General features: G+C 69.2%; 19 protein-coding genes and 1 tRNA gene. 9 read left to right on the plus strand and 11 right to left on the minus strand.

The window, feature by feature from the left end; genetic code table 11:
- The first annotated feature begins 28 nt into the window (after positions 1-28).
- The gene (sbcB, locus tag BLU22_RS09535; RefSeq protein ID WP_090213927.1) at positions 29-1,462 is read left to right on the plus strand and encodes an exodeoxyribonuclease I; all 1,434 of its coding nucleotides are present in this window, start codon (positions 29-31) and stop codon (positions 1,460-1,462) included.
- Positions 1,463-1,539: 77 nt separating this feature from the next.
- Here sbcB and mvaT read toward each other — a convergent pair whose 3' ends face one another.
- Complete coding sequence (gene mvaT / locus BLU22_RS09540) at positions 1,540-1,926, minus strand: histone-like nucleoid-structuring protein MvaT (protein ID WP_090213930.1); 387 nt, start codon at positions 1,924-1,926, stop codon at positions 1,540-1,542.
- 239 nt (positions 1,927-2,165) lie between these two features.
- Between mvaT and purU the strand changes: the two genes are divergently transcribed.
- The 5 genes from purU (at position 2,166) to BLU22_RS09565 (ending at position 7,067) form a co-directional block, all read left to right on the plus strand.
- Positions 2,166-3,017, plus strand: a complete 852-nt coding sequence (gene purU / locus BLU22_RS09545) for a formyltetrahydrofolate deformylase (RefSeq protein WP_090213931.1) — start codon at positions 2,166-2,168, stop codon at positions 3,015-3,017.
- A gap of 49 nt (positions 3,018-3,066) precedes the next feature.
- Positions 3,067-3,486, plus strand: a complete 420-nt coding sequence (locus tag BLU22_RS09550; protein WP_090213932.1) for a CBS domain-containing protein — start codon at positions 3,067-3,069, stop codon at positions 3,484-3,486.
- Positions 3,487-3,559: 73 nt separating this feature from the next.
- Positions 3,560-5,032, plus strand: coding sequence for a helicase HerA-like domain-containing protein (locus BLU22_RS09555; RefSeq protein WP_090213934.1), 1,473 nt, complete (start codon positions 3,560-3,562; stop codon positions 5,030-5,032).
- A 141-nt stretch (positions 5,033-5,173) separates the two neighbouring features.
- Positions 5,174-5,248: transfer RNA gene (locus BLU22_RS09560), tRNA-Gly, on the plus strand.
- 430 nt (positions 5,249-5,678) lie between these two features.
- On the plus strand, positions 5,679-7,067 hold the full coding sequence (locus BLU22_RS09565; protein WP_090213936.1) for a PhoH family protein: 1,389 nt from the start codon (positions 5,679-5,681) through the stop codon (positions 7,065-7,067).
- A gap of 67 nt (positions 7,068-7,134) precedes the next feature.
- Here the strand turns inward: BLU22_RS09565 and nadC are convergent, their stop codons facing one another.
- On the minus strand, positions 7,135-7,983 hold the full coding sequence (gene nadC, locus BLU22_RS09570) for a carboxylating nicotinate-nucleotide diphosphorylase (RefSeq protein ID WP_090213938.1): 849 nt from the start codon (positions 7,981-7,983) through the stop codon (positions 7,135-7,137).
- Between the two features lie 210 nt (positions 7,984-8,193).
- Here nadC and ampD point away from each other — a divergent pair, with 210 nt between their 5' ends.
- Both ampD and ampE read left to right on the plus strand, forming a co-directional pair.
- Positions 8,194-8,754, plus strand: coding sequence for a 1,6-anhydro-N-acetylmuramyl-L-alanine amidase AmpD (gene ampD, locus BLU22_RS09575; protein ID WP_090213939.1), 561 nt, complete (start codon positions 8,194-8,196; stop codon positions 8,752-8,754).
- Positions 8,751-9,590: a regulatory signaling modulator protein AmpE gene (ampE, locus tag BLU22_RS09580; RefSeq protein WP_090213941.1), complete on the plus strand. Its 840-nt coding sequence runs from the start codon at positions 8,751-8,753 to the stop codon at positions 9,588-9,590. The genes ampD and ampE overlap by 4 nt, the downstream gene beginning before the upstream one ends.
- On the opposite strand, the gene BLU22_RS09585 is transcribed toward ampE, so the two are convergent.
- From BLU22_RS09585 to BLU22_RS09625, 9 genes are all read right to left on the minus strand, one after another.
- Complete coding sequence (locus tag BLU22_RS09585) at positions 9,587-10,483, minus strand: ROK family protein (RefSeq protein WP_090213943.1); 897 nt, start codon at positions 10,481-10,483, stop codon at positions 9,587-9,589. The genes ampE and BLU22_RS09585 overlap by 4 nt on opposite strands.
- A 58-nt stretch (positions 10,484-10,541) precedes the next feature.
- Positions 10,542-11,327 (minus strand): TatD family hydrolase, encoded by a 786-nt coding sequence (locus BLU22_RS09590; RefSeq protein ID WP_090213945.1) that lies wholly within the window; start codon positions 11,325-11,327, stop codon positions 10,542-10,544.
- Between the two features lie 151 nt (positions 11,328-11,478).
- Positions 11,479-12,108, minus strand: coding sequence for a CoA transferase subunit B (locus BLU22_RS09595; RefSeq protein ID WP_090213947.1), 630 nt, complete (start codon positions 12,106-12,108; stop codon positions 11,479-11,481).
- A gap of 3 nt (positions 12,109-12,111) precedes the next feature.
- Positions 12,112-12,822 (minus strand): CoA transferase subunit A, encoded by a 711-nt coding sequence (locus BLU22_RS09600; RefSeq protein ID WP_090213948.1) that lies wholly within the window; start codon positions 12,820-12,822, stop codon positions 12,112-12,114.
- 44 nt (positions 12,823-12,866) lie between these two features.
- On the minus strand, positions 12,867-13,766 hold the full coding sequence (locus tag BLU22_RS09605; RefSeq protein ID WP_090213950.1) for a hydroxymethylglutaryl-CoA lyase: 900 nt from the start codon (positions 13,764-13,766) through the stop codon (positions 12,867-12,869).
- Between the two features lie 97 nt (positions 13,767-13,863).
- On the minus strand, positions 13,864-15,816 hold the full coding sequence (locus BLU22_RS09610) for an acetyl/propionyl/methylcrotonyl-CoA carboxylase subunit alpha (protein WP_090213951.1): 1,953 nt from the start codon (positions 15,814-15,816) through the stop codon (positions 13,864-13,866).
- Positions 15,813-16,613, minus strand: a complete 801-nt coding sequence (locus BLU22_RS09615) for a gamma-carboxygeranoyl-CoA hydratase (protein WP_090213953.1) — start codon at positions 16,611-16,613, stop codon at positions 15,813-15,815. The genes BLU22_RS09610 and BLU22_RS09615 overlap by 4 nt, the downstream gene beginning before the upstream one ends.
- Positions 16,614-16,624: 11 nt before the next feature.
- A complete protein-coding gene (locus BLU22_RS09620) occupies positions 16,625-18,232 on the minus strand; it encodes a carboxyl transferase domain-containing protein (RefSeq protein WP_090213954.1) in 1,608 nt (535 codons plus the stop codon).
- A gap of 112 nt (positions 18,233-18,344) precedes the next feature.
- Complete coding sequence (locus BLU22_RS09625; protein ID WP_090213956.1) at positions 18,345-19,508, minus strand: isovaleryl-CoA dehydrogenase; 1,164 nt, start codon at positions 19,506-19,508, stop codon at positions 18,345-18,347.
- Positions 19,509-19,781: 273 nt separating this feature from the next.
- Here BLU22_RS09625 and BLU22_RS09630 point away from each other — a divergent pair, with 273 nt between their 5' ends.
- Positions 19,782-21,461 (plus strand): AMP-binding protein, encoded by a 1,680-nt coding sequence (locus tag BLU22_RS09630; protein ID WP_090213957.1) that lies wholly within the window; start codon positions 19,782-19,784, stop codon positions 21,459-21,461.
- Positions 21,462-21,539 lie beyond the last annotated feature (78 nt).

Genomic DNA, 21,539 nt, shown 5'->3' on the forward strand with positions numbered 1-21,539 from the left:
CCGCAGCCCTGATTTCCGGAGACTTCCCGTGACCGCGAGCCTGTTCTGGTACGACTACGAAACCACCGGCATCGATCCGCGCCGCGACCGGCCGCTGCAGGTGGCGGGTATCCGCACCGACGAGGCGCTCAACGAGATCGACGCGCCGCTCAACCTCTATTGTCGTCCGGCCGACGACATCCTGCCGCATCCGCAGTCGTGCCTGATCACCGGCATCGGCCCGCAGCAGCTGCAGCGCGAGGGGCTGGTCGAGGCCGAGTTCGTCACCCGCCTGCACGCCGAACTGGCGCGTCCCGGCACCTGCAGCGCCGGGTACAACACCCTGCGTTTCGACGACGAGATGACCCGGCACAGCCTGTACCGCAACTTCTTCGATCCCTATGCCCGCGAATGGCAGGGCGGCAACAGCCGCTGGGATTTGATCGATCTGGTCCGCGCCGCCTATGCGCTGCGCCCCGAGGGCATCGAATGGCCGCAGGAGGACGGGCGGGTGAGCCTGCGCCTGGAGCGCCTGACCGCCGCCAACGGCATCGACCACGGCCAGGCCCACGACGCCCTGGCCGACGTGCGCGCTACCCTGGCGCTGGCGCGCCTGCTGCGCGCCCGCCAGCCGCGTCTCTACGACTGGTGCTACCGCCTGCGCAGCAAGGCGCAGGTGATGGAGCAGATCCGCCTGCTCGAACCGCTGCTGCATATTTCCGGACGGTTTGCCGCTGCCCGTCATTTCGCCGCGGTGGTATTGCCGCTGGCCTGGCACCCGCGCAATCGCAATGCGCTGATCGTCTGCGACCTGCAGGCCGATATTGCGCCCTTGCTGGAATTGCCCGCCGAGGTACTGGCCCGGCGCCTGTATACCCGCCGCGACGAACTGGCCGAAGGCGAGTTACCGGTGCCGCTGAAACTGGTGCAGATCAATCGCAGTCCGGTATTGGCGCCGCTCAAGGTATTGCGCGACAGCGACCGTCAGCGTCTGCAGTTGGACATGACGCTCTGCGAGGCGCGTGCCCGGCAACTGCGGGACAACCTGCCGGTATGGCAGGGCAAGTTGTCGTTGATCTATGCCGAGGGCGATTTCGCGACGACTATCGATCCGGAGCAGCGCCTGTATGACGGTTTTATCGGCGACCGCGATCGCGGCATCTGCGTGCGGGTGCGCGAGAGCGACCCGGCCAAGTTGCGCGAGTGGCATGGCCAGTTCAGCGACGAGCGTCTCGAGGAGTTGTTGTTCCGTTATCGGGCGCGCAACTTCCCGCAGCTGCTGGCGGCCGACGAACAATTGCGCTGGCAGGAATTCTGCCGCCTGCGCCTGAGCGATCCGGCGCAGGGCGCGCCCAATACCCTGGAGGCGTTCGCGGCGGCGACCGCCGAGTTGCTGGCCACCGCCGATCCCGCGCAGCAGACGCTGTTGCAGCAATGGCAGGCGCATGCCGACGATCTGCGCCGGCGCTATGTGCCGACCTGACGCCGCGGCTATCCCGATAAACAAAAAAAACGCCGAAAGTTTCGGCGTTTTTTTATGGCGTCATGCAGTTGCCGCGATCAACCGATAGTGGTCGACCAGCTTTCCACGGTATCGCTGCCCCACTGGGCTTTCCACTCTTTGAGGATCTTGTGGTTGCCGCCCTTGGTTTCGATGACTTCATGGTTATGCGGGTTGGTATAGACCTTGACGCGACGGGTGCGCTTGACCGGCGCCTCGGTCTTGGCGGCACGCACCTGACGGGCAGCCTTGCTCGCCTTGCCGTCGTTGTCGAGCAGGGCGAGGATATCCGGCAGCGACTTACCATATTGGGCGAGCAGTTCGCGGAGTTTGGTTTCGAATTCCAGCTCGTGCTGCAGTTTGCCGTCGTCCTGCAGGGCCTGCAGGCGGGCTTGCAACTCTTCGATGGCGGCCTTGGTGGCGCGGTACTCATTGATCAGGGACATGTGCATATACCTTGTAAGTCGTTAGGCAGAAAGTGCTGACGTGAAACAATAATAGGTAGTGCGCAATTGCAAGTAAATGCTCCGGACAAGCTCTTTTGGCAACTTGTGATAAATATTTCCAAGTATCGGCATGTTACTCCGGGGTGCCGCGGCGGATTCGCCGCGCCCGCAAGGTGTATGCAGTCTGGCGTCGCTGTGGATAGAATCGGCGCCTTCTGATGTTTGCGGAGTCAAACCCCATGCGCACCTTCCGCCTGGTCATCGCCTGCCCCGACCGCGTGGGCATCGTGGCCAAGGTCAGCAACCTGCTGGCGACCTACAACGGCTGGATCACCGAGGCGAGCCACCATTCGGACCTGGACAACGGCTGGTTCTTCATGCGCCACGAGATCCGCGCCGACTCGCTGCCGTTCGATCTCGACGGTTTCCGCCACGCCTTCGCGCCGATCGCCCGCGAGTTCGGCATGCGCTGGGAAGTCTACGATTCGGCGGTGAAGAAGCGCGTGGTGCTGATGGCCAGCCGCGAGTCGCACTGCCTGGCCGACCTGTTGCACCGCTGGCACAGCGGCGAGCTGGAGTGCGAGATTCCCTGCGTGATTTCCAACCACGACGACCTGCGCAGCATGGTCGAGTGGCACGGCATTCCCTACGTGCATGTGCCGGTCGATCCCAAGGACAAGGCGCCGGCCTTCGCCGAGGTCAACCGCCTGATCGCCGAGCACCGCGCCGACTGCGTGGTGCTGGCGCGCTACATGCAGATCCTGCCGCCGGAGCTGTGCCAGGAGTACGCCGGCCGGGTGATCAACATCCACCACAGCTTCCTGCCCTCGTTCGTCGGCGCCAAGCCCTACCACCAGGCGGCCAAGCGCGGCGTCAAGCTGATCGGCGCCACCTGCCACTACGTCACCGAGGAGCTGGACGCCGGCCCGATCATCGAGCAGGATGTGGCCCGCGTCACCCACCGCGAAGGTGCCGAGGACATGGTGCGCATCGGCAAGGATGTCGAGCGGAGGGTGCTGGCCCGTGGTCTACGCTATCACTTGGAAGATCGGGTGCTGGTCCACGACAACAAGACGGTGGTGTTCGACTGACGCACCGCCCGCGCACCCGGCCCGCGTCGACGACAGAGGAGGGGTGCGCATGCTCAAGTCGATCAAGGTACAGGCCTACATGACCCGGCGGCTGGTGACCTTCCGCCCGGAAATGGACCTGTTCACCGCCATCAACCGTCTGCTCGAACACGGCATTGCCAGTGCCCCGGTGATCGACTCCGAGGGCTATCTGATCGGCATGCTGTCGGAGAGCGACTGCCTGCGGGCGATCCTGTCCGGCGCCTATTTCGAGGACGCCCACGGCACGGTCGGCAACTACATGACCAGTGCCGTCGACACCATCGCCGGCGAAGCCGACATCATCGAGGCGGCGGAAACCTTCCTGCGCGGCCAGCGTCGCCGCCTGCCGGTGCTGGAGAGCGGCCGGCTGGTGGGCATGATCGCCCGCAGCGACGTGCTGCGCGCGGTCAAGGAGTTCGCCCAGCACGACGAAGGCCGGCGCAACTGAGCGTCCCGATGGCGGCCGCCGCGCTGCCTTTTTGACGGGCGCTAGCCCGTCCCAGCGTTTTCGGGGAGGCGCCATGCCCGTATCCGTACCCGCGCAACTGTTGCTCGGCGCCGATCCCGCCGGGCAGCCCGTCGGCCAGCGCTTGCGCCTGGCCAACCGTCACGGACTGATCGCCGGCGCCACCGGCACCGGCAAGACCGTCACCCTGCAGCGGCTGATCGAACAGTTCAGTGCGGCGGGCGTTGCGGTGTTCGCCGCCGACATCAAGGGCGACCTGTGCGGCCTCGGCGCGCCCGCCACGCCGAGCGGCAAGGTTGCCGAGCGCATCGCCGCCATGCCCTGGCTCGACTATCGCCCGCAGGCCTGGCCGCTGGTGCTCTGGGATGTGGCCGGGCAGAGCGGCCATCCGCTGCGCACCACCCTCAGCGAAATGGGCCCGTTGCTGCTCGGCGCGCTGCTGGTGCTGACCGACAGCCAGCAGGCGGCGCTGCATGCCGCCTTCCGGGTTGCCGACCGCGAGGGTCTGCTGCTGCTCGATCTCAAGGACCTCAAGGCGCTGCTCAACCACCTGCAGGCTCATCCCGAACTGCTCGGCGAAGAGCGCGCGCTGTTCACCGCGGCTTCCGCCCAGGCGCTGCAGCGCAAGCTGGCCGGCCTGGAGCAGCAGGGCGCCGAGGCGCTGTTCGGCGAGCCGGCACTGCAACTGGAAGACCTGCTGCGCCCGGCGGCGGACGGTCGGGGCGTCGTCCACCTGCTCGACGCCAGCCGGCTGGTCCACGCCGCGCCCAAGGTCTACGCCACCTTCCTGCTCTGGCTGCTGGCCGAGCTGTTCGAGCAACTGCCCGAGCGCGGCGATGCCGACAAGCCGCTGCTGGCGCTGTTCTTCGACGAGGCGCACCTGTTGTTCGCCGACACCCCCAAGGCGCTGCAGGAGCGCCTGGAGCAGGTGGTGCGGCTGATCCGCTCCAAGGGCGTCGGCGTCTACTTCGTCACCCAGTCGCCGGGCGACCTGCCCGATGCGGTACTGGCCCAGCTCGGCCTGCGCATCCAGCACGGTCTGCGTGCCTACACCGTGCGCGAGCAGAAGGCGCTGCGCGCGGTCGCCGACGGTTTCCGCGCCAATCCGGCCTTCGACAGCCTGGGTGTGCTCACCGAACTGGGCATCGGCGAAGCGCTGGTAGGCACCCTGGAGGACAAGGGCACACCGGCGCCAGTACAGCGGGTGAGCATCGCACCGCCACAGTCGCGCATCGGCCCGCTGGATGCGGCCGAGCGCGCGGCGCTGATCCGCCAGTCGCCGCTGGCCGGACGCTACGAGCGGGCGGTGGATCGCGAGTCGGCCTACGAGCTGCTTGGCGCCCGCGCGGCGCAGGCCGAGGCCGCCTCGGCTCCGGCCCAGTCTCCGGCGACGGGTGCGGTGGGCGAGCTGCTGGGTGGTGCGCTGGGTCAGGCGATGAAGAGCGCCGTGCGCCAGGCGGCCAGTCAGGTCGGGCGCGAACTGGTGCGTGGCCTGCTGGGCTCGCTGCTGGGCGGCCGCAAGCGCTGAGGACTGCGACACGATGCGGAGCACCAGGCTGTCAACCCGGTGCTGTCTATGCCGGGGACGCGAACAACGCCCCGCCGATGGCCATCCGGTGAAATCGGGCTTCACCTGGGCTGCATCTTCTGGTAAAAAGTCGCCCTGCAAGCGGGTGTCGTATAATGGCCATTACCTGGGCTTCCCAAGCCCATGACGTGGGTTCGATTCCCATCACCCGCTCCAGCTTTCTCCGCGCCGTCCGGCGCACCCGGCAGATACAGCCGTCTGCCTCTTTCTCCCCTTCAGGATCGGCCCTCCGAGCGAAGACTTCGCCGCGAAGGCCCTCGTTGCCCGATCCTGCGTCGCTACAGCGCCATCGTTCCTCGACAGCCAGCAGCCCATTCGGCAACGCGGTCGCGAGGCCGGTCCTGCGCGCCAGACGCTCGGGGCGACTAGACTGCACGACAGGAGGGGAGGAAAAAGCGCGGGCTCTGCGCCGGGCCTGTGCGAGGCGCGAGGACGACAATGCCGGGCATGTCTTCCAATCGTCACGGGTTTGGCGCTAAGTGGTTACCAGGTCGTCCGCGTTGATCGAGCAGCCAGGGCGGCCCTTGTTGGCGGAGCGCCTGCGGGCATTCCGTCGCCTGACCCACAGGATTCGAGGTAAGCGAACATGGACAAGAGCGGGCATGACGTCGCGCAGACCAAGCTGTACGTACTCGATACCAATGTCCTGATCCACGATCCGAACGCCTTGCTGAACTTCCAGGAACACATGGTGGCGATTCCGATGACCGTGCTGGAGGAGCTGGATCACCTCAAGACCGGCAAGCACAGCGTCGCCGCCGAATGCCGCCAGGCCATCCGCCTGATCGATCAGCTGCTCGGCGCCGCCACCCCCGAGCAGGTCGAGCGCGGGGTGCCGATCCAGCGCGGCAAGGGCGGGCCGCGCGGCAGCCTGTCGATCCTCATGAGCCGCTTGGACATGGTGCCCAGCGGCCTGCCGGAGCACCTCAACGACAACAAGATCATCAACCAACTGGTGGAGTTGCAGGGCCGGCGCCCCGAACTGCTGGTGGTGCTGGTCAGCAAGGACATCAACATGCGCCTGAAGGCGCGGGCCTGCGGGGTGGCCGCCGAGGACTACCACACCGACCAGCTGGTCGACGACGTGGCGCTGCTGCCGCGCGGCTATCACCACTTCCCCGGTTCTTTCTGGAACAAGGTCGGCAAGGTGGAGACCCGTCAGGAGATCGGTCGTACCCTGCACCGCGTGCTGCTCGGCGAGGGCATGCCGCAGGTGCACGTCAACGAGTTCATCGTCGACGAGCAGGGCTTCGTCGGCTGGGTCAAGCAGGTGGACAAGCGCCACATGCTGCTGCTCGACCTGCATCAGGAACCGCTACTGCACCAGGAGGCCTGGGGGCTGCGCCCGCGCGACATCTACCAGGCGCTGGCACTCTATGCGTTGCTCGACCCGGACATCCACCTGGTCAACCTGACCGGCGCGGCCGGTTCGGGCAAGACCATCCTCGCCCTGGCCGCGGCCATCGAGCAGACGGTGGTCAGCAAGCGCTACCGGCGCATCATCGCCACCCGCAGCGTGCAGGGGCTGGACGAGGACATCGGCTTTCTGCCCGGCACCGAGGCGGAGAAGATGGAGCCCTGGCTGGGCGCCATCACCGACAACCTGGAAGCGCTGCACATGGACGACGAGAACACCCACGGCAGCGTCGACTACATCCTGCAGAAAGTGCCGCTGCAGTTCAAATCCCTCAACTACATCCGCGGGCGCAGCTTCCAGCAGAGCCTGATCCTCATCGACGAGTGCCAGAACCTCACTCCGCACCAGATGAAGACCATCATCACCCGCGCCGGCAACGGCTCGAAGGTGGTCTGTCTGGGCAACCTGGCGCAGATCGACACGCCCTACCTGTCGGCGCCCAGCTCGGGTCTGACCTACCTGACCGAGCGCTTCAAGGACTTCCCGCAGGGCGTGCACATCACCCTGCAGGGCGTGCCGCGCTCGGTGCTGGCCGAGTACGCGGAGGCGCACCTGTAAGGGGCCGCAGGCACTCCCGCAGCGCGCGTGAGTCGGGTGCTGCGGGAGCCCTGCCGGCCTGCTGCGCTCAGAGGCTCAGGCGCATCGACAGGTCGATGGCCTTGACGTCCTTGGTCAGGGTGCCGATGGAGATGTAGTCGACGCCGGTCTCGGCATAGCTGCGCAGGGTGTCGCGGTTGATGCCGCCGGAGGCTTCCAGCTTGGCGCGGCCGGCGGTCAGGGCCACGGCGGTGCGCATGTCGTCGTGGTCGAGCTCGTCGAGCATGATGATGTCGGCGCCGGCGTCCAGTGCCTGGCGCAGCTCGTCGAGGTTCTCCACTTCCACTTCCACCGGCCGGCCGGGGGCGATCTGCCGTGCGCTGGCCACCGCCTGGGCGATGCCACCGCAGGCGGCGATGTGGTTTTCCTTGATCAGGAAGGCGTCGTACAGGCCGATGCGATGGTTGTGGCAGCCGCCGCAGGTGACCGCGTATTTCTGCGCCAGACGCAGGCCGGGCAGGGTCTTGCGGGTGTCGAGCAGCTGGACCGCGGTGCCCTCGACCAGGTCGGCGTATTCGCGGCAGCGGGTGGCGACTCCGGAGAGCAGCTGCAGGAAGTTCAGCGCGCTGCGCTCGCCGCTGAGCAGGGCACGCGCCGGGCCTTCGAGGCTGAACAGCGTCTGGTCCTGGATGACCCGCTCGCCGTCGGCGACCTGCCACTGCACCTGCACGCGCGGGTCGAGCTGGCGGAACACCTCGTCGACCCAGGCGGTGCCGCAGACGGTGGCGGCCTCGCGGGTGATGATCCGTGCCCGGGCCACGCGCTCGGCGGGGATCAGCTGGGCGGTGAGGTCGCCGCTGCCGATGTCCTCGGCGAGCGCGGTGCGCACGTTGGCGGTGATTTCGGCGCCGAGATCGGCAAGACGAAGATTGGGCATGGCAGGCTCCCTGGGCTGTGTGGCGGCGATTATAGGCGCTTTGCCGCCCGCGGGGCTGGCGCTGCGGCGGGCTGGCCGTGCCGTGCGCGGTCGCCGGCCAGCGGTCGCGGGCCGCGCCGGCGCCTTGGCCGTGGCGCCCGGCTGTTCTAGAGTGGCGACCGGTTTCCCGCGCGGCCTGACCCGCGCGCTGCGGTCTTTTCAGGAGTTGCGATGCAGATCGATCCCTCGACGGGCTGGTGCGCGGAAGCGCGCCGGCGCCCCTCGCCCAATTGCAATGCGCGGCCGGAAGGCGAGGTGTCGCTGCTGGTCATCCACAACATCAGCCTGCCGCCGGGGCAGTTCGGCACCGGCGAGGTGGAAAATCTGTTTCTCAACCGCCTCGATCCCCAGGCCCACCCGTACTTCGCCGGCATCGCCGGGCTGCGGGTGTCCGCGCACTTCCTGATCGAGCGCGACGGCCGGCTGACCCAGTTCGTGCCCTGTGGCGCGCGCGCCTGGCATGCCGGCGTGTCGTGCTTCGAGGGGCGCGAGCAGTGCAACGATTTCTCCCTCGGCATCGAGCTGGAGGGCACCGACGAGCTGCCCTACAGCGAGGCCCAGTACTGCGTGCTGGTGGCCCTGACCCGTGCGCTGCTGCGCGCCTATCCGGGGCTCGCGGCCGAGCGCATCTGCGGGCACAGCGACATCGCCCCCGGGCGCAAGAGCGATCCGGGGCCGGCCTTCGACTGGGCGCGCTATCGCCGGGCGCTGGCGGCGGAGGTGGTGCGATGAGTTTTCTGGTGATGCTGGTGGTCGTGCTGCTGGAGCGCTTCGGCCGCTGGCGCCTCGCCGTGCAGCGCGATGCCCTGGCGCTGCGCCTGCTCGACTGGCTCGGCGCGCGGCCCGGCGTCGCGGGGCGCGCGGGTCTGCAGCTGGCGCTGTGGTTGCTGCTGACGCTGCTGCCGGTAGCCGGGCTGCTGCTGGCGCTGGCGCCGCTGGCCTACGGCTGGCTGCTGCTGCCGCTGCATGTGCTGGCGTTACTGTGGAGCTTCGGGCGTGGCGACCTGCCCCGGGCGCTGGCGCCATTTCGCGCCAGCTGGCTGCGCGGCGATGCCGAAGCGGCCTGCCTGGACGCCGAGCGCGACCTGGGCGTGCAGGCCGAGGACGGCGGCAGCCTGCTCCGTCAGGTGCAGGGCTACCTGATCTGGCAGGCCTACCAGGGTTTCTTCGCCGTGGTGTTCTGGTACGTGCTGCTCGGCCCGCTGCCGGCGCTGGCCTACCGTCTGCTGGCGCTGGCCGGCGAGCGGGGCGGCGGCGACCCGCTGCAGCGCCGCGCCGTGCAGCTGCGCCATCTGCTCGACTGGCTGCCGGCCCGCGCGCTGGTGCTGACCCTGGCGCTGGCCGGCAACTTCGTCACTGTCGGCCGCGTGCTGTGGCCGCGGCTGCTGGATACCCAGACCGAGGCCAGCCGTCTGGTGGTGGAGGGCGGCCGGGCGGCGGCCGAGCTGGGCGCGCAGCCGGTCGCCGGCCGCGATGGGCTGGCCAGCCTGGATGCCTTGCAGAGCCTGCTGCTGCGCGCCGGGCTGGTCTGGTTCAGCGCCTGGGCGCTGTGGGTGCTGCTGGGCTAGTCGGGCTGCTCCGGCCAGAGCCAGGCCGCGCCGCGCACCCCGCTGGAGTCGCCGTGGCGGGCTGGCAGCAGCCGTGTGGCGAGCACGTCGGAGAACACGTGGCGGGCCAGCAGCGGCGGCAGTTCGCGGTACAGCGCGGTCATCTGCGACAGCCCGCCGCCGAGGACGACCACCTCCGGGTCGAGGATGTTGATCACGCTGGCCAGCGCTCGGGCCAGCTGCTCGCAATAGCGCGCGAAGGCCGCCTGCGCCGCCGGCTCGCCGGATTCGGCGGCGCGGTAGAGAGCACCGGCGTCCCGCTCCGGGTCGCTGCGCGCCGCCCAGCCGGGGCCGCTGAGAAAGGTTTCGATGCAGTCGTCGCGCCCGCAGTAGCAGCGCCGCACCGCGCCGTCGGCGGCGCTGCGGCCGGGCAGCGGGTTGTGGCCCCATTCGCCGGCGATGGCGTTAGGGCCGCCGAGCAAACGGCCGTCGACGACGATGCCGGCGCCGACCCCGGTGCCGAGGATCGCCCCGAACACGCTGCGCGCGCCAGCCCCAGCACCGTCGCTGGCCTCGGAGAGGGCGAAGCAGTCGGCATCGTTGGCCAGGCGCAGCGGACGCTCCAGCAGGCGTTCGAGGTCGCCCTGCAGGTCCCGGTCGATCAGGCACACCGAGTTGGCGTTGCGGATACGCCCGTGCAGCGGCGAGCGGCTGCCGGGAATCCCCACGCCGACGCTGCCCGCGCGGCCCAGGGTGCGCTCGGCCTGAACGACCAGTGCGGCGATGGCGGCGAGGGTGGCCGGGTAGTCGCCCTGGGGGGTGGGTACGCGCCGGCGCAGCACCTCGCGCGCGCCGTCGAGGGCGATGATCTCGATCTTGGTGCCGCCGAGGTCGATGCCGAAGCGCAGGGACATGGGGAAGGACTCGTGCCGGAGGAGGGCGGCGATTATGCCAGCCGCCAGTGCCGGAGCGTCAGTGCGGCGCGGGCCAGCCGAACAGGGCGCAGGCGTTGCGGCTGCTGGCGGCAGCCAGCGCCTCGGGCGTCATGCCGCGCAGTTCGGCCAGCACGGCGCAGATCTCGCCCAGGTATTCCGGGCTGTTGCGGCCGTAGGCGTGCATGCTCGGCGCCATGTCCGGGGCGTCGGTTTCCAGCACGATGGCCTCCTCCGGCAGCTGCGCGACCAGACGGCGCAGGCGTCTGGCCTGCGGCCAGGTGGCGGCGCCGCCAAGACCCAGGCGGAAGCCGAGCTTCAGGTATTCCCGGGCCTCTTCCAGGCTGCCGGAAAAAGCATGGACGATGCCGCCGCGTCCGGGCCGGTAGCGCTTGAGGGTGGCGATGCTTACCGCGTGGGCGCGGCGCACGTGCAGCAGCGCCGGCAGCTCGAACTCCACCGCCAGCTGCAGCTGCGCCTCGAACAGCGCCTGCTGGCGCAGCGGATCGAGCCCTGCGACGAAGCCGTCCAGGCCGAACTCGCCGAGGGCGCAGAGCTTGGGATGCCCGGCGAAACGGCTCAGCCAGTCGCGCAGTTCGGTCAGGTGCTCGGGGCGATGCTGGTCCAGGTAGACCGGGTGCAGGCCGAAGGCGGCGTACAGACCGTCCTCGGCCATGACCAGCTGCCACAGGCGCTGCCAGTTGTCGCGCTGCACGCCGAGCACCACCAGCCTCTCCACCCCCTGCGTCCGGCTGCGCGCCAGCACGGCGTCGCGGTCGGCGTCGAAGTCGGGGAAGTCCAGATGGGTGTGGGTGTCGATCAGCATGGGGCGTCTGCCGCTGGGGCCGGGGATGATCCCCAGCCTACTGGCGCCGGCGCTGGCCGTGAAGCCTGGCGTTCGCAGGCCGAGGCGGTGCCGGCGCGCGGCGCACCCTGCGAGCCGGCGGCTCGGGCAGGATGCGCCAGGGGCTGCACGCTCAGCGCTGGATCGGGCAGCCGGTGGCGGCCTGCAGTTCGTCGAAGTCGACGCCCTCGGCCAGCTCGACCAGCTTCAGGCCCTCTGCGGTGACGTCCAGCACGGCCAGGTCGGTGATGATGCGGTCGACCACGCCGACGCCGGTCAGCGGCAGATCGCAGCGCGCGAGGATCTTGTGCGCGCCGCCCTTGGCGGTGTGCTCCATCAGCACCACCACGCGCTTGACGCCGGCCACCAGGTCCATCGCCCCGCCCATGCCCTTGACCATCTTGCCGGGGATCATCCAGTTGGCCAGGTCGCCCTGCTCGGATACCTGCATGGCGCCGAGGATCGACAGGTTGATGTGGCCGCCGCGGATCATCGCGAAGGAGTCGGCGCTGTCGAAGAAGCTGCTGCCGGGCAGGGTGGTGATGGTCTGCTTGCCGGCGTTGATCAGGTCGGGGTCGACCTCGTCCTCAGTGGGGAACGGGCCGATGCCGAGCAGGCCGTTCTCGCTCTGCAGCCAGACGTCCATGCCTTCGGGAATGTAGTTGGCCACCAGGGTCGGCAGGCCTATGCCGAGGTTGACGTAGAAGCCGTCCTGCAGCTCGGCGGCGGCGCGCTGCGCCATCTGTTCGCGGGTCCAGGCCATGGTTCAGCTCCTCCCTGCTTTTGTAGAAAGTGTGCGTTGCTCGATGCGCTTCTCGGGCGTGGCGTTGACCACGATGCGCTGCACGTAGATGCCCGGCAGGTGGATCTGGTCGGCGTCCAGGGCGCCGGTCTCGACCAGCTCCTCGACCTCGACCACGCAGACCTTGCCGGCCATCGCGGCCAGCGGGTTGAAGTTGCGCGCGGTCTTGTTGAACACCAGGTTGCCGGCCTTGTCGGCCTTCCACGCCTTGACCAGCGCCACGTCGGCGGTCAGCGAACGCTCCATGACGTACCACTGCCCGTCGAACTGGCGGGTCTCCTTGCCCTCGGCGACCAGGGTGCCGTAGCCGGTCTTGGTGAAGAACGCCGGGATGCCGGCGCCGCCGGCGCGCAGCTTCTCGGCCAGGGTGCCCTGCGGGGTGAACTCCAGCTCCAGCTCGCCGGCCAGGTACTGGCGCTCGAACTCCTTGTTCTCGCCGACGTAGGAGGAAATCATCTTGCTGATCTGCCGGGTGGCGAGCAGCTGGCCGAGGCCGAAGCCGTCGACGCCGGCATTGTTGCTGATCGCGGTGAGGTTCTTGCGGCCGCTGTCGCGCAGGGCGGCGATCAGCGCCTCGGGGATGCCGCACAGGCCGAAGCCGCCGACGGCGATGGTCATGCCGTCTTCCACCAGCCCGTCGAGGGCAGCGTGGGCGTTGGGGTAGAGCTTGTTCATGGATGTGCCTCTCTTGTTGTTCTGGTTGGCGGTGTAGGAGCGAATCAGGCGCCGCGCCAGGCGCGCGCCACCCGCGAGCCGTTGTCGCGGCCGAGCACCTGGCAGATGCGCTCGCCGGCCTGAACCAGCGCCGCCAGCTCGATGCCGGTGTGGATGCCCAGGCCGTCGAGCAGATAGAGCACGTCCTCGCTGGCCACGTTGCCGCTGGCGCCCTTGGCGTAGGGGCAACCGCCGAGGCCGGCGACCGAGCTGTCGAACACGTGGATGCCTTCCAGCAGGCTGGCGTAGATGTTCGCCAGCGCCTGGCCGTAGGTGTCGTGGAAGTGACCGGCCAGCTTGTCGCGCGGAATGTCGCGGCCGACCGTCTCGAACAGCGCGCGGGTCTTGCCGGCGGTGCCGGTGCCGATGGTGTCGCCCAGGGAGATCTCGTAGCAGCCCATCTCGAACAGCTCGCGGGCCACCGCGGCGACCTGCTGCGCTGGTACCTCGCCCTCGTAGGGGCAGCCGAGCACGCAGGACACGTAGCCGCGCACGCGCACGCCCTGCTCGCGGGCGGCGTCCATCACCGGCACGAAGCGCTGCAGGCTCTCGCTGATCGAGCAGTTGATGTTCTTCTGCGAGAAGGCCTCGCTGGCGGCGGCGAACACCGCGACTTCCTTCACCCCGGCGAGCATGGCCGCTTCGAAGCCCTGCATGTTGGGAGTCAGCGCGGCGTAGGTGACGCCGGGTTTCTGCTGGATCTGTGCGAACACCTCGGCGGAGCCGGCCATCTGCGGCACCCACTTGGGCGACACGAAGCTGCCGACCTCGACGTATTCGACGCCGGCGGCGCTCAGGTCGTCGACCAGGCGCACCTTGTCGGCGACGCTGATCGGCTGTTTCTCGTTCTGCAGGCCGTCGCGCGGGCCGACTTCGACCAGGCGGACGTGGCGGGGCAGGTTCATGCAAATCTCCTTGGCTGGGGACGCGGTGTTGTAGGGTGCGCCGTGCGCACCAGCGGTGGCCAATGGTGCGCATGGCGCACCCTACGTTTCCAGAGGCTTACGCCTCCTCCAGCTCCACCAGCGCGGCGCCTTCGCTGACCAGCTCGCCCTCGCTGCAGTACAGGCCCTTGACCACCCCGGCCTGCGGCGCGCGGATGCTGTGCTCCATCTTCATCGCCTCCAGCACCACCAGGGCGGTGCCGGCCTCGACGTGCTGGCCAGCCTCGACCAGCACGCGGACGATGCTGCCGTTCATCGGCGCGGTCAGCCCGCCGTGGTGGGCGTGGCTGGCCTCGGCCTCGGCGATCGGGTCGACGCGCTGCACGCCGCGCAGCTCGCTGCCCCACTGCAGGTACAGGCTGTCGCCGCGGCGGATCGCCAGGTGCTGGCGGCGCAGGCCGTCCTGCTCGACCAGCAGCTGCTCGCCGACCAGCCGCGCCTGCGGCGCGCTGCCGGCGCGCAGGCGCACCACGCGCTGGGTGTCGCCGCAGCGCAGGGCGAGGTCGGTTTCCGCCGGCAGGCCGGCGCGCCAGCCGCAGCTGCCCTGCCAGGGCGAGTGCGGGTCGTCGCCGCGCACGCGCTCGGCCTCGCCCTGCACGAAGGCGCTGGCGGCCAGCTGCCAGAAGCTGTCCGGCAGCTCGCCCGGCGGCGGCAGCAGCTGCGCCTGGTGGCGCGGGATGAAGCCGGTGTCCAGCTCGGCATTGGCGAACGCCGGGTGGGCCAGCACGCGGCGCAGGAAGGCCAGGTTGGTCCTGACCCCGCCCACCGCGGTCTCGGCGAGCATGGCCAGAAGGCGCTGGCGCGCTTCCTCGCGGTTCTCGCCCCAGGCGATCAGCTTGCCGAGCATCGGGTCGTAGAAGGGGGAGACGGTGTCGCCCTCGGCCACGCCGCTGTCGACGCGGCGGCCGGGGCCGGTGCTCGGCTCGCGGTACAGCTCCAGGGTGCCGGTGGCCGGCAGGAAGTCGTGGTCCGGGTCCTCGGCGTACAGGCGCACCTCGATGGCGTGGCCGAGCAGCGGCACCTGCTCCTGGCTGATCGGCAGCGGTTCGCCGCGGGCGACGCGGATCTGCCAGGCGACCAGGTCGAGGCCGGTGATCGCCTCGGTGACCGGGTGCTCGACCTGCAGGCGGGTGTTCATCTCCATGAAGAAGAACTCGCCGCGCGCATCCAGCAGGAACTCCACGGTGCCGGCGCCGACGTAGCCGATGGCCTGGGCCGCCTTGACCGCCGCCTCGCCCATGGCGCGGCGCAGCGCCGGCGACAGGCCCGGGGCCGGGGCTTCCTCGACCACCTTCTGGTGGCGGCGCTGGATCGAGCAGTCGCGCTCGTTGAGGTACAGGCAGTTGCCGTGCTGGTCGGCGAACACCTGGATCTCCACGTGGCGCGGCTTGAGCACGTACTTTTCCACCAGCATGCGCGCGTCGCCGAAGGCGGCTTGCGCCTCGCGCTGGGCGGAGGCCAGCGCCTCGGCCAGCTCGCTCTCGCGCTCGACCACCTTCATGCCCTTGCCGCCGCCGCCGGCGGCGGCCTTGAGCAGCACCGGGTAGCCGATCACCTCGGCGGCGGTGCGGAAGGTCTCGTAGTCCTGGGCTTCGCCGTGGTAGCCGGGCACCAGCGGCACGCCGGCGGTCTCCATCAGCGCCTTGGCCGCCGACTTGCTGCCCATGGCGTCGATGGCGCTGGCCGGCGGGCCGAGGAAGATCAGCCCGGCCGCCTCGATGGCGCGGGCGAAGCCGGCGTTCTCGGAGAGGAAGCCGTAGCCGGGGTGGATGGCCTGGGCGCCGCTGGCCTTGGCGGCGGCGATCAGCTTGTCGACCAGCAGGTAGCTGTCGGCCGGCTTGGCGCCGCCGAGGTCGACGCGGATGTCGGCCTCGCGGGCGTGGCGGGCGTCGGCGTCGATGGCGCTGTGCACGGCCACGGTGGTCAGGCCCAGGGCCTTGGCGGTGCGCATCACCCGGCAGGCGATCTCGCCGCGGTTGGCCACCAGCAGGGTGTCGATGTGTCGGGTCATGCGTGCTTCTCCTGCCAGGCGGGGCTGCGTTTCTCGAGGAAGGCGCGCAGGCCCTCCTGGCCTTCCTGGCTGACGCGCAGGCGGGCGATGGCGCTTTCGGTGTGGCGGCGCAGGGCCGGCGACAGCTCGGCGCTGCCGACCTCGCCGAGCAGGTCCTTGGTCGCCTTCATCGCCTGCGGGCTGTTCAGCTGCAGGTCGGCGATCCAGCGCTCCAGCGCGGCGTCCAGCTCGGCGGCCGGGTAGCACTCGGCGAGCAGGCCCAGTTCGCGGGCGCGGGGGCCATTGAAGCGCTCGGCGGACAGCGCGTAGCGGCGCGCGGCGCGCTCGCCGATGGCCTTGACCACGAACGGGCTGATCACCGCCGGGGCCAGGCCGATGCGCACCTCGGACAGCGAGAACAGCGCGTCCTCGGCGCCGATGGCGATGTCGCAGCAGGCGGCCAGGCCCACCGCGCCGCCGAAGGCCGCGCCCTGCACCACGGCCAGGGTCGGCAGGGACAGGTGGTAGAGGTTGTACATCAGCTCGCCCAGCTCGTGGGCGTCCGTCAGGTTGGCGTCGTAGTCCAGCTCGGCGGCCTCGCGCATCCAGGCGAGATCGGCGCCGGCGGAAAAGTGCTTGCCGCGCCCGCGCAGGATCAGGAAGCGCAGTTCGGGGTGGTCCTTGACCCGGTCGAGGGCGTCGATCAGCTCGCGGATCATGGTGGCGTTGAAGGCGTTGTTCTTGTCGGCGCGGTCCAGCCACAGGGTGGCGAAGCCGCGCGGATCGAAGTCGAGCTGGATGGTCTGGAAGTCGCTCATCTCGGGGCCTCTTACATCCGGAACACGCCGAACGGGGTCGGCTCGATGGGGGCGTTCAGGCTGGCCGACAGCGCCAGCGCCAGTACCTGCCGAGTCTGCGCCGGGTCGATCACGCCGTCATCCCACAGCCGCGCGCTGGAGTAGTAGGGGTGGCCCTGGCGCTCGTACTGCTCGAGGATCGGCTGGCGGATGGCTTCCTCCTCGGCGGCGGAGAAGGTCTTGCCGCTGCGCTCGACCTGCTCGCGCTTGACCTGGGTGAGCACGCCGGCGGCCTGGGCCGCGCCCATCACGCCGATCCGCGCGTTCGGCCACATCCACAGGAAGCGCGGGTCGTAGGCGCGGCCGCACATGCCGTAGTTGCCGGCGCCGAAGCTGCCGCCGATGATCACGGTGAACTTCGGCACCTTGGCGCAGGCCACCGCGGTGACCAGCTTGGCGCCGTGCTTGGCGATGCCGCCGGCCTCGTACTTCTGGCCGACCATGAAGCCGGTGATGTTCTGCAGGAACAGCAGGGGGATGCCGCGCTGGCAGGCCAGCTCGATGAAGTGCGCGCCCTTCTGCGCCGCTTCGGCGAACAGGATGCCGTTGTTGGCGAGGATGGCTACGGGATAGCCGTGCAGGCGGGCGAAGCCGCACACCAGGGTGGTGCCGAACAGCGCCTTGAACTCGTCGAACTCGCTGCCGTCGACCAGCCGGGCGATCACCTCGCGCACGTCGAACGGCTGCTTGGCGTCGGCGGGGATGATGCCGTACAGCTCCTCGCCGGCGTACAGCGGCGCGCGCGGGGCGGCGCTCTGCACCTCGCCCAGCTTGCGCCAGTTGAGGTTGGCCACGCAGCGGCGGGCGATGGCCAGGGCGTGGGCGTCGTTCTCGGCGTAGTGGTCGGCCACCCCGGAGGTCTTGCAGTGCACGTCGGCGCCGCCCAGTTCCTCGGCGCTGACCACCTCGCCGGTGGCGGCCTTCACCAGCGGCGGGCCGGCGAGGAAGATGGTCGCCTGGTTGCGCACCATGATGGTCTCGTCGGCCATCGCCGGCACGTAGGCGCCGCCGGCGGTGCACGAGCCCATCACCACGGCGATCTGCGGGATGCCCTGGGCGCTCATGTTGGCCTGGTTGAAGAAGATGCGGCCGAAGTGCTCGCGGTCGGGGAACACCTCGTCCTGGCGCGGCAGGTTGGCGCCGCCGGAGTCGACCAGGTAGATGCACGGCAGGCGGTTCTGCTGGGCGATGGTCTGCGCGCGCAGGTGCTTCTTGACGGTCAGCGGGTAGTAGCTGCCGCCCTTCACGGTGGCGTCGTTGCCGATGATCATGCACTCGACGCCCTCGACCCGGCCGATGCCGGCGACCACGCCGGCGGCCGGCACGTCCTCGCCGTACACCTCATGGGCGGCCAGCGCGGAGACCTCGAGGAAGGCCGAGCCGGGGTCGAGCAGGGCGTTGATGCGCTCGCGCACCAGCAGCTTGCCGCGCGCGGTGTGACGCTGCTGGGCGGCGACGCCGCCGCCCTCGCTGATGCGCCCGAGCAGGGCGCGCAGGTTGTTCACCTGTTCGAGCATGGCCGCGCTGTTGGCGGCGAACTCCGGCGAACGGGTGTTGATCTGGGTATGCAGGATGGCCATGGGGCTCACTCCGTCGGGATCGATCGCTCCCACGCTCCGGCGTGGGAGTGCCGCTTGAGGACGCTGAGCGTCCGTTCGGGGTGCCCACGCCGGAGCGTGGGCACCATCATGCTCATTTCGACTCGTTGAACAGCTCGCGGCCGATCAGCATGCGGCGGATCTCGCTGGTGCCGGCGCCGATCTCGTAGAGCTTGGCGTCGCGCAGCAGGCGCCCGGTGGGGAACTCGTTGATGTAGCCGTTGCCGCCGAGGATCTGGATCGCCTGCAGGGCCATCTGGGTGGCGTTCTCGGCGGTGTAGAGGATCACCCCGGCGGCGTCCTTGCGGGTGGTCTCGCCGCGGTCGCAGGCCTGCGCCACGGTGTACAGGTAGGCGCGGCTGGCGTTGAGCTGGGTGTACATGTCGGCGACCTTGCCCTGGATGAACTGGAACTCGCCGATGGCCTGGCCGAACTGCTTGCGGTCGTGGATGTAGGGCACCACCACGTCCAGGCAGGCCTGCATGATGCCGGTCGGGCCGCCGGCCAGCACCACGCGTTCGTAGTCCAGGCCGCTCATCAGCACGCGCACGCCGCCGTTGAGCTGGCCGAGGACGTTCTCCTCCGGCACCTCGACGTCGTCGAAGAACAGCTCGCAGGTGTTGGAGCCGCGCATGCCCAGCTTGTCGAACTTGCTGCCGCGGGTGAAACCCTTCCAGTCGCGCTCGACGATGAACGCGGTGATGCCGTGCGGGCCCTTGTCCAGGTCGGTCTTGGCGTAGATCACGTAGGTGTTGGCGTCCGGGCCGTTGGTGATCCAGGTCTTGCTGCCGTTGAGGACGAAGCGGTCGCCCTTCTTCTCGGCGCGCAGCTTCATGGATACCACGTCGGAGCCGGCGTTCGGCTCGCTCATCGCCAGCGCGCCGACGTGCTCGCCGCTGATCAGCTTGGGCAGGTACTTCTGCTTCTGCGCCTCGCTGCCGTTGCGCTTGATCTGGTTGACGCACAGGTTGGAGTGCGCGCCGTAGGACAGCGCCACCGAGGCCGAGGCGCGGCTGATCTCCTCCATGGCCACCACGTGGGCCAGGTAGCCCATGCCGGCGCCGCCGTACTCCTCCGGCACGGTGATGCCGAGCAGGCCCATCTCGCCGAACTTCTTCCACATGTCCATGGGGAAGGTGTTGGTGGCGTCGATCTCGGCGGCACGCGGCGCCAGCTCGGCGTCCACGAAGGCGCGCACCTGGTCGCGCAGCATGTCGATGGTCTCGCCGAGAGCGAAGTTGAGGCTGGAGTAAGTCATGGAACCACCTTTTGTCTGTCTTGTAGTTGTGCGGTTTGCGGTGTACTAGGTTGCCGGAGCGCATGTTCCCGGCCTGCTCGCCCGCCGCTCCGGCACGCTGTTCCGGAGCCCCATTCCAGCGTAGCGCTTGCCGCTCTGGAGTGGGTTGCCAGGCTGTGACCTTTACGTTAACGTAAACAAACCCCGCGGCTACTGTCAACAACCCCAGTCGCCCCGGGACAGCAAGTCTCAGAAGTGGCAAACCTCATAACAAACATAAGACTGAGGGATTCTATGAATCTTCCGAGCTACACCTGCGGACCGCAGGAGAAACCGCTGCTGGCCATGACCATCGGTGCAGCCTTCGATCAGACGGTTTCCCGTTTCCCCGAGCGCGAGGCGCTGGTGGTGCGCGACCAGGGCCTGCGCTACAGCTGGGCCCAGCTGGGCGAGGCGGTCGACCGCTGCGCGCGTGCCTTCATCGCCCTCGGCCTGCAGCCGGGCGAGCGCCTCGGCATCTGGTCGCCGAACCGTGCCGAGTGGACCATCGCCCAGTTCGCCAGCGCCAAGGCCGGTGTCATCCTGGTCAACATCAACCCCGCCTACCGGCTCAACGAGCTGGAGTACGCGCTCAAGCAGTCCGGCTGCCGCTGGCTGATCTGCGCCGACACCTTCAAGACTTCCGACTACCACGCCATGCTCGGCGAGCTGCTGCCGGAACTGGAAACCTGCGCCATCGGCGCGCTGCAGAGCCACATGCTCCCCGAGCTGCGCGGGGTGATCAGCCTCGGCGCGCAGCCGGCCGGCGGCATGCTCGGCTGGCAGCAGCTGCAGGCGATGGCCGAGCAGGTCGGCCCCGAGCAGCTGCGCCAGTGCGGCGAGCAGCTGCAGTTCGACGAGCCGATCAACATCCAGTACACCTCCGGCACCACCGGCTTCCCCAAGGGCGCCACCCTCAGCCACTACAACATCCTCAACAACGGCTACATGGTCGGCGAGAGCCTCGGCCTGAGCGAGCACGACCGCCTGGTCATCCCGGTGCCGCTGTACCACTGCTTCGGCATGGTGATGGGCAACCTCGGCTGCCTGACCCACGGCAGCACCATGATCTACCCGAGCGCCGCCTTCGAGCCGCTGGCCGCCCTGCAGGCGGTGGCCGAGGAACGCGCTAGCGCGCTGTACGGTGTGCCGACCATGTTCATCGCCATGCTCGACCATCCCGAGCGCGACGGCTTCGACCTGTCCAGCCTGCGCACCGGCATCATGGCCGGCGCCACCTGTCCGATCGAGGTGATGAAGCGGGTGATCAATGAGATGCACATGAGCGAGGTGCAGATCGCCTACGGCATGACCGAGACCAGCCCGGTATCGACACAGACGGGACCTGCCGACGATTTGGAGCGTCGGGTCACCAGCGTCGGCCGCACCCAGCCGCACCTGGAGAGCAAGATCGTCGACGAGCAGGGGCGCATCGTGCCGCGCGGGCAGATCGGCGAGCTGTGCACCCGCGGCTACAGCGTTATGCTCGGCTACTGGAACAATCCCGAGGCGACCCGCGAGGCCATCGACGGCGCGCGCTGGATGCACACCGGCGACCTGGCGGTGATGGACGACGAGGGCTACGTGAAGATCGTCGGGCGCAACAAGGACATGATCATCCGCGGCGGCGAGAACGTGTACCCGCGCGAGATCGAGGAGTTCCTGTTCACCCACCCGGCGGTGGCCGACGTGCAGGTGATCGGCGTGCCGGACAGCAAGTTCGGCGAGGAGATCGTCGCCTGGGTCAAGCTGCACCCCGGCCACGAGGCCCAGCCCGAGGCGCTGCGCGAGTACTGCAAGGGGCGCATCGCCCACTTCAAGATCCCGCGCCACGTGAAGTTCGTCGAGGACTTCCCGATGACCATCAGCGGCAAGGTGCAGAAGTTCCGCATGCGCGAGATCAGCGTGGTGGAGCTGGGCATCAATCCGCACTGAGCGGCGGCAGGAAACCGGGGGAGGGCACGACGGCGCGGGGAGGGCGGGCGATGGCTGCGGCGAGGCAGCAGATCGCCC

Source organism: Pseudomonas guangdongensis, assembly GCF_900105885.1.
GTDB lineage: Bacteria > Pseudomonadota > Gammaproteobacteria > Pseudomonadales > Pseudomonadaceae > Geopseudomonas > Geopseudomonas guangdongensis.

Coding starts and splice junctions, on each gene's coding strand:
- mvaT (WP_090213930.1), bottom strand. CDS start 1,926: ATGTCCCTGATCAATGAGTACCGCGCCACCAAGGCCGCCATCGAAGAG.
- purU (WP_090213931.1), top strand. CDS start 2,166: ATGCGCACCTTCCGCCTGGTCATCGCCTGCCCCGACCGCGTGGGCATC.
- BLU22_RS09550 (WP_090213932.1), top strand. CDS start 3,067: ATGCTCAAGTCGATCAAGGTACAGGCCTACATGACCCGGCGGCTGGTG.
- BLU22_RS09555 (WP_090213934.1), top strand. CDS start 3,560: ATGCCCGTATCCGTACCCGCGCAACTGTTGCTCGGCGCCGATCCCGCC.
- BLU22_RS09565 (WP_090213936.1), top strand. CDS start 5,679: ATGGACAAGAGCGGGCATGACGTCGCGCAGACCAAGCTGTACGTACTC.
- nadC (WP_090213938.1), bottom strand. CDS start 7,983: ATGCCCAATCTTCGTCTTGCCGATCTCGGCGCCGAAATCACCGCCAAC.
- ampD (WP_090213939.1), top strand. CDS start 8,194: ATGCAGATCGATCCCTCGACGGGCTGGTGCGCGGAAGCGCGCCGGCGC.
- ampE (WP_090213941.1), top strand. CDS start 8,751: ATGAGTTTTCTGGTGATGCTGGTGGTCGTGCTGCTGGAGCGCTTCGGC.
- BLU22_RS09585 (WP_090213943.1), bottom strand. CDS start 10,483: ATGTCCCTGCGCTTCGGCATCGACCTCGGCGGCACCAAGATCGAGATC.
- BLU22_RS09590 (WP_090213945.1), bottom strand. CDS start 11,327: ATGCTGATCGACACCCACACCCATCTGGACTTCCCCGACTTCGACGCC.
- BLU22_RS09595 (WP_090213947.1), bottom strand. CDS start 12,108: ATGGCCTGGACCCGCGAACAGATGGCGCAGCGCGCCGCCGCCGAGCTG.
- BLU22_RS09600 (WP_090213948.1), bottom strand. CDS start 12,822: ATGAACAAGCTCTACCCCAACGCCCACGCTGCCCTCGACGGGCTGGTG.
- BLU22_RS09605 (WP_090213950.1), bottom strand. CDS start 13,766: ATGAACCTGCCCCGCCACGTCCGCCTGGTCGAAGTCGGCCCGCGCGAC.
- BLU22_RS09610 (WP_090213951.1), bottom strand. CDS start 15,816: ATGACCCGACACATCGACACCCTGCTGGTGGCCAACCGCGGCGAGATC.
- BLU22_RS09615 (WP_090213953.1), bottom strand. CDS start 16,613: ATGAGCGACTTCCAGACCATCCAGCTCGACTTCGATCCGCGCGGCTTC.
- BLU22_RS09620 (WP_090213954.1), bottom strand. CDS start 18,232: ATGGCCATCCTGCATACCCAGATCAACACCCGTTCGCCGGAGTTCGCC.
- BLU22_RS09625 (WP_090213956.1), bottom strand. CDS start 19,508: ATGACTTACTCCAGCCTCAACTTCGCTCTCGGCGAGACCATCGACATG.
- BLU22_RS09630 (WP_090213957.1), top strand. CDS start 19,782: ATGAATCTTCCGAGCTACACCTGCGGACCGCAGGAGAAACCGCTGCTG.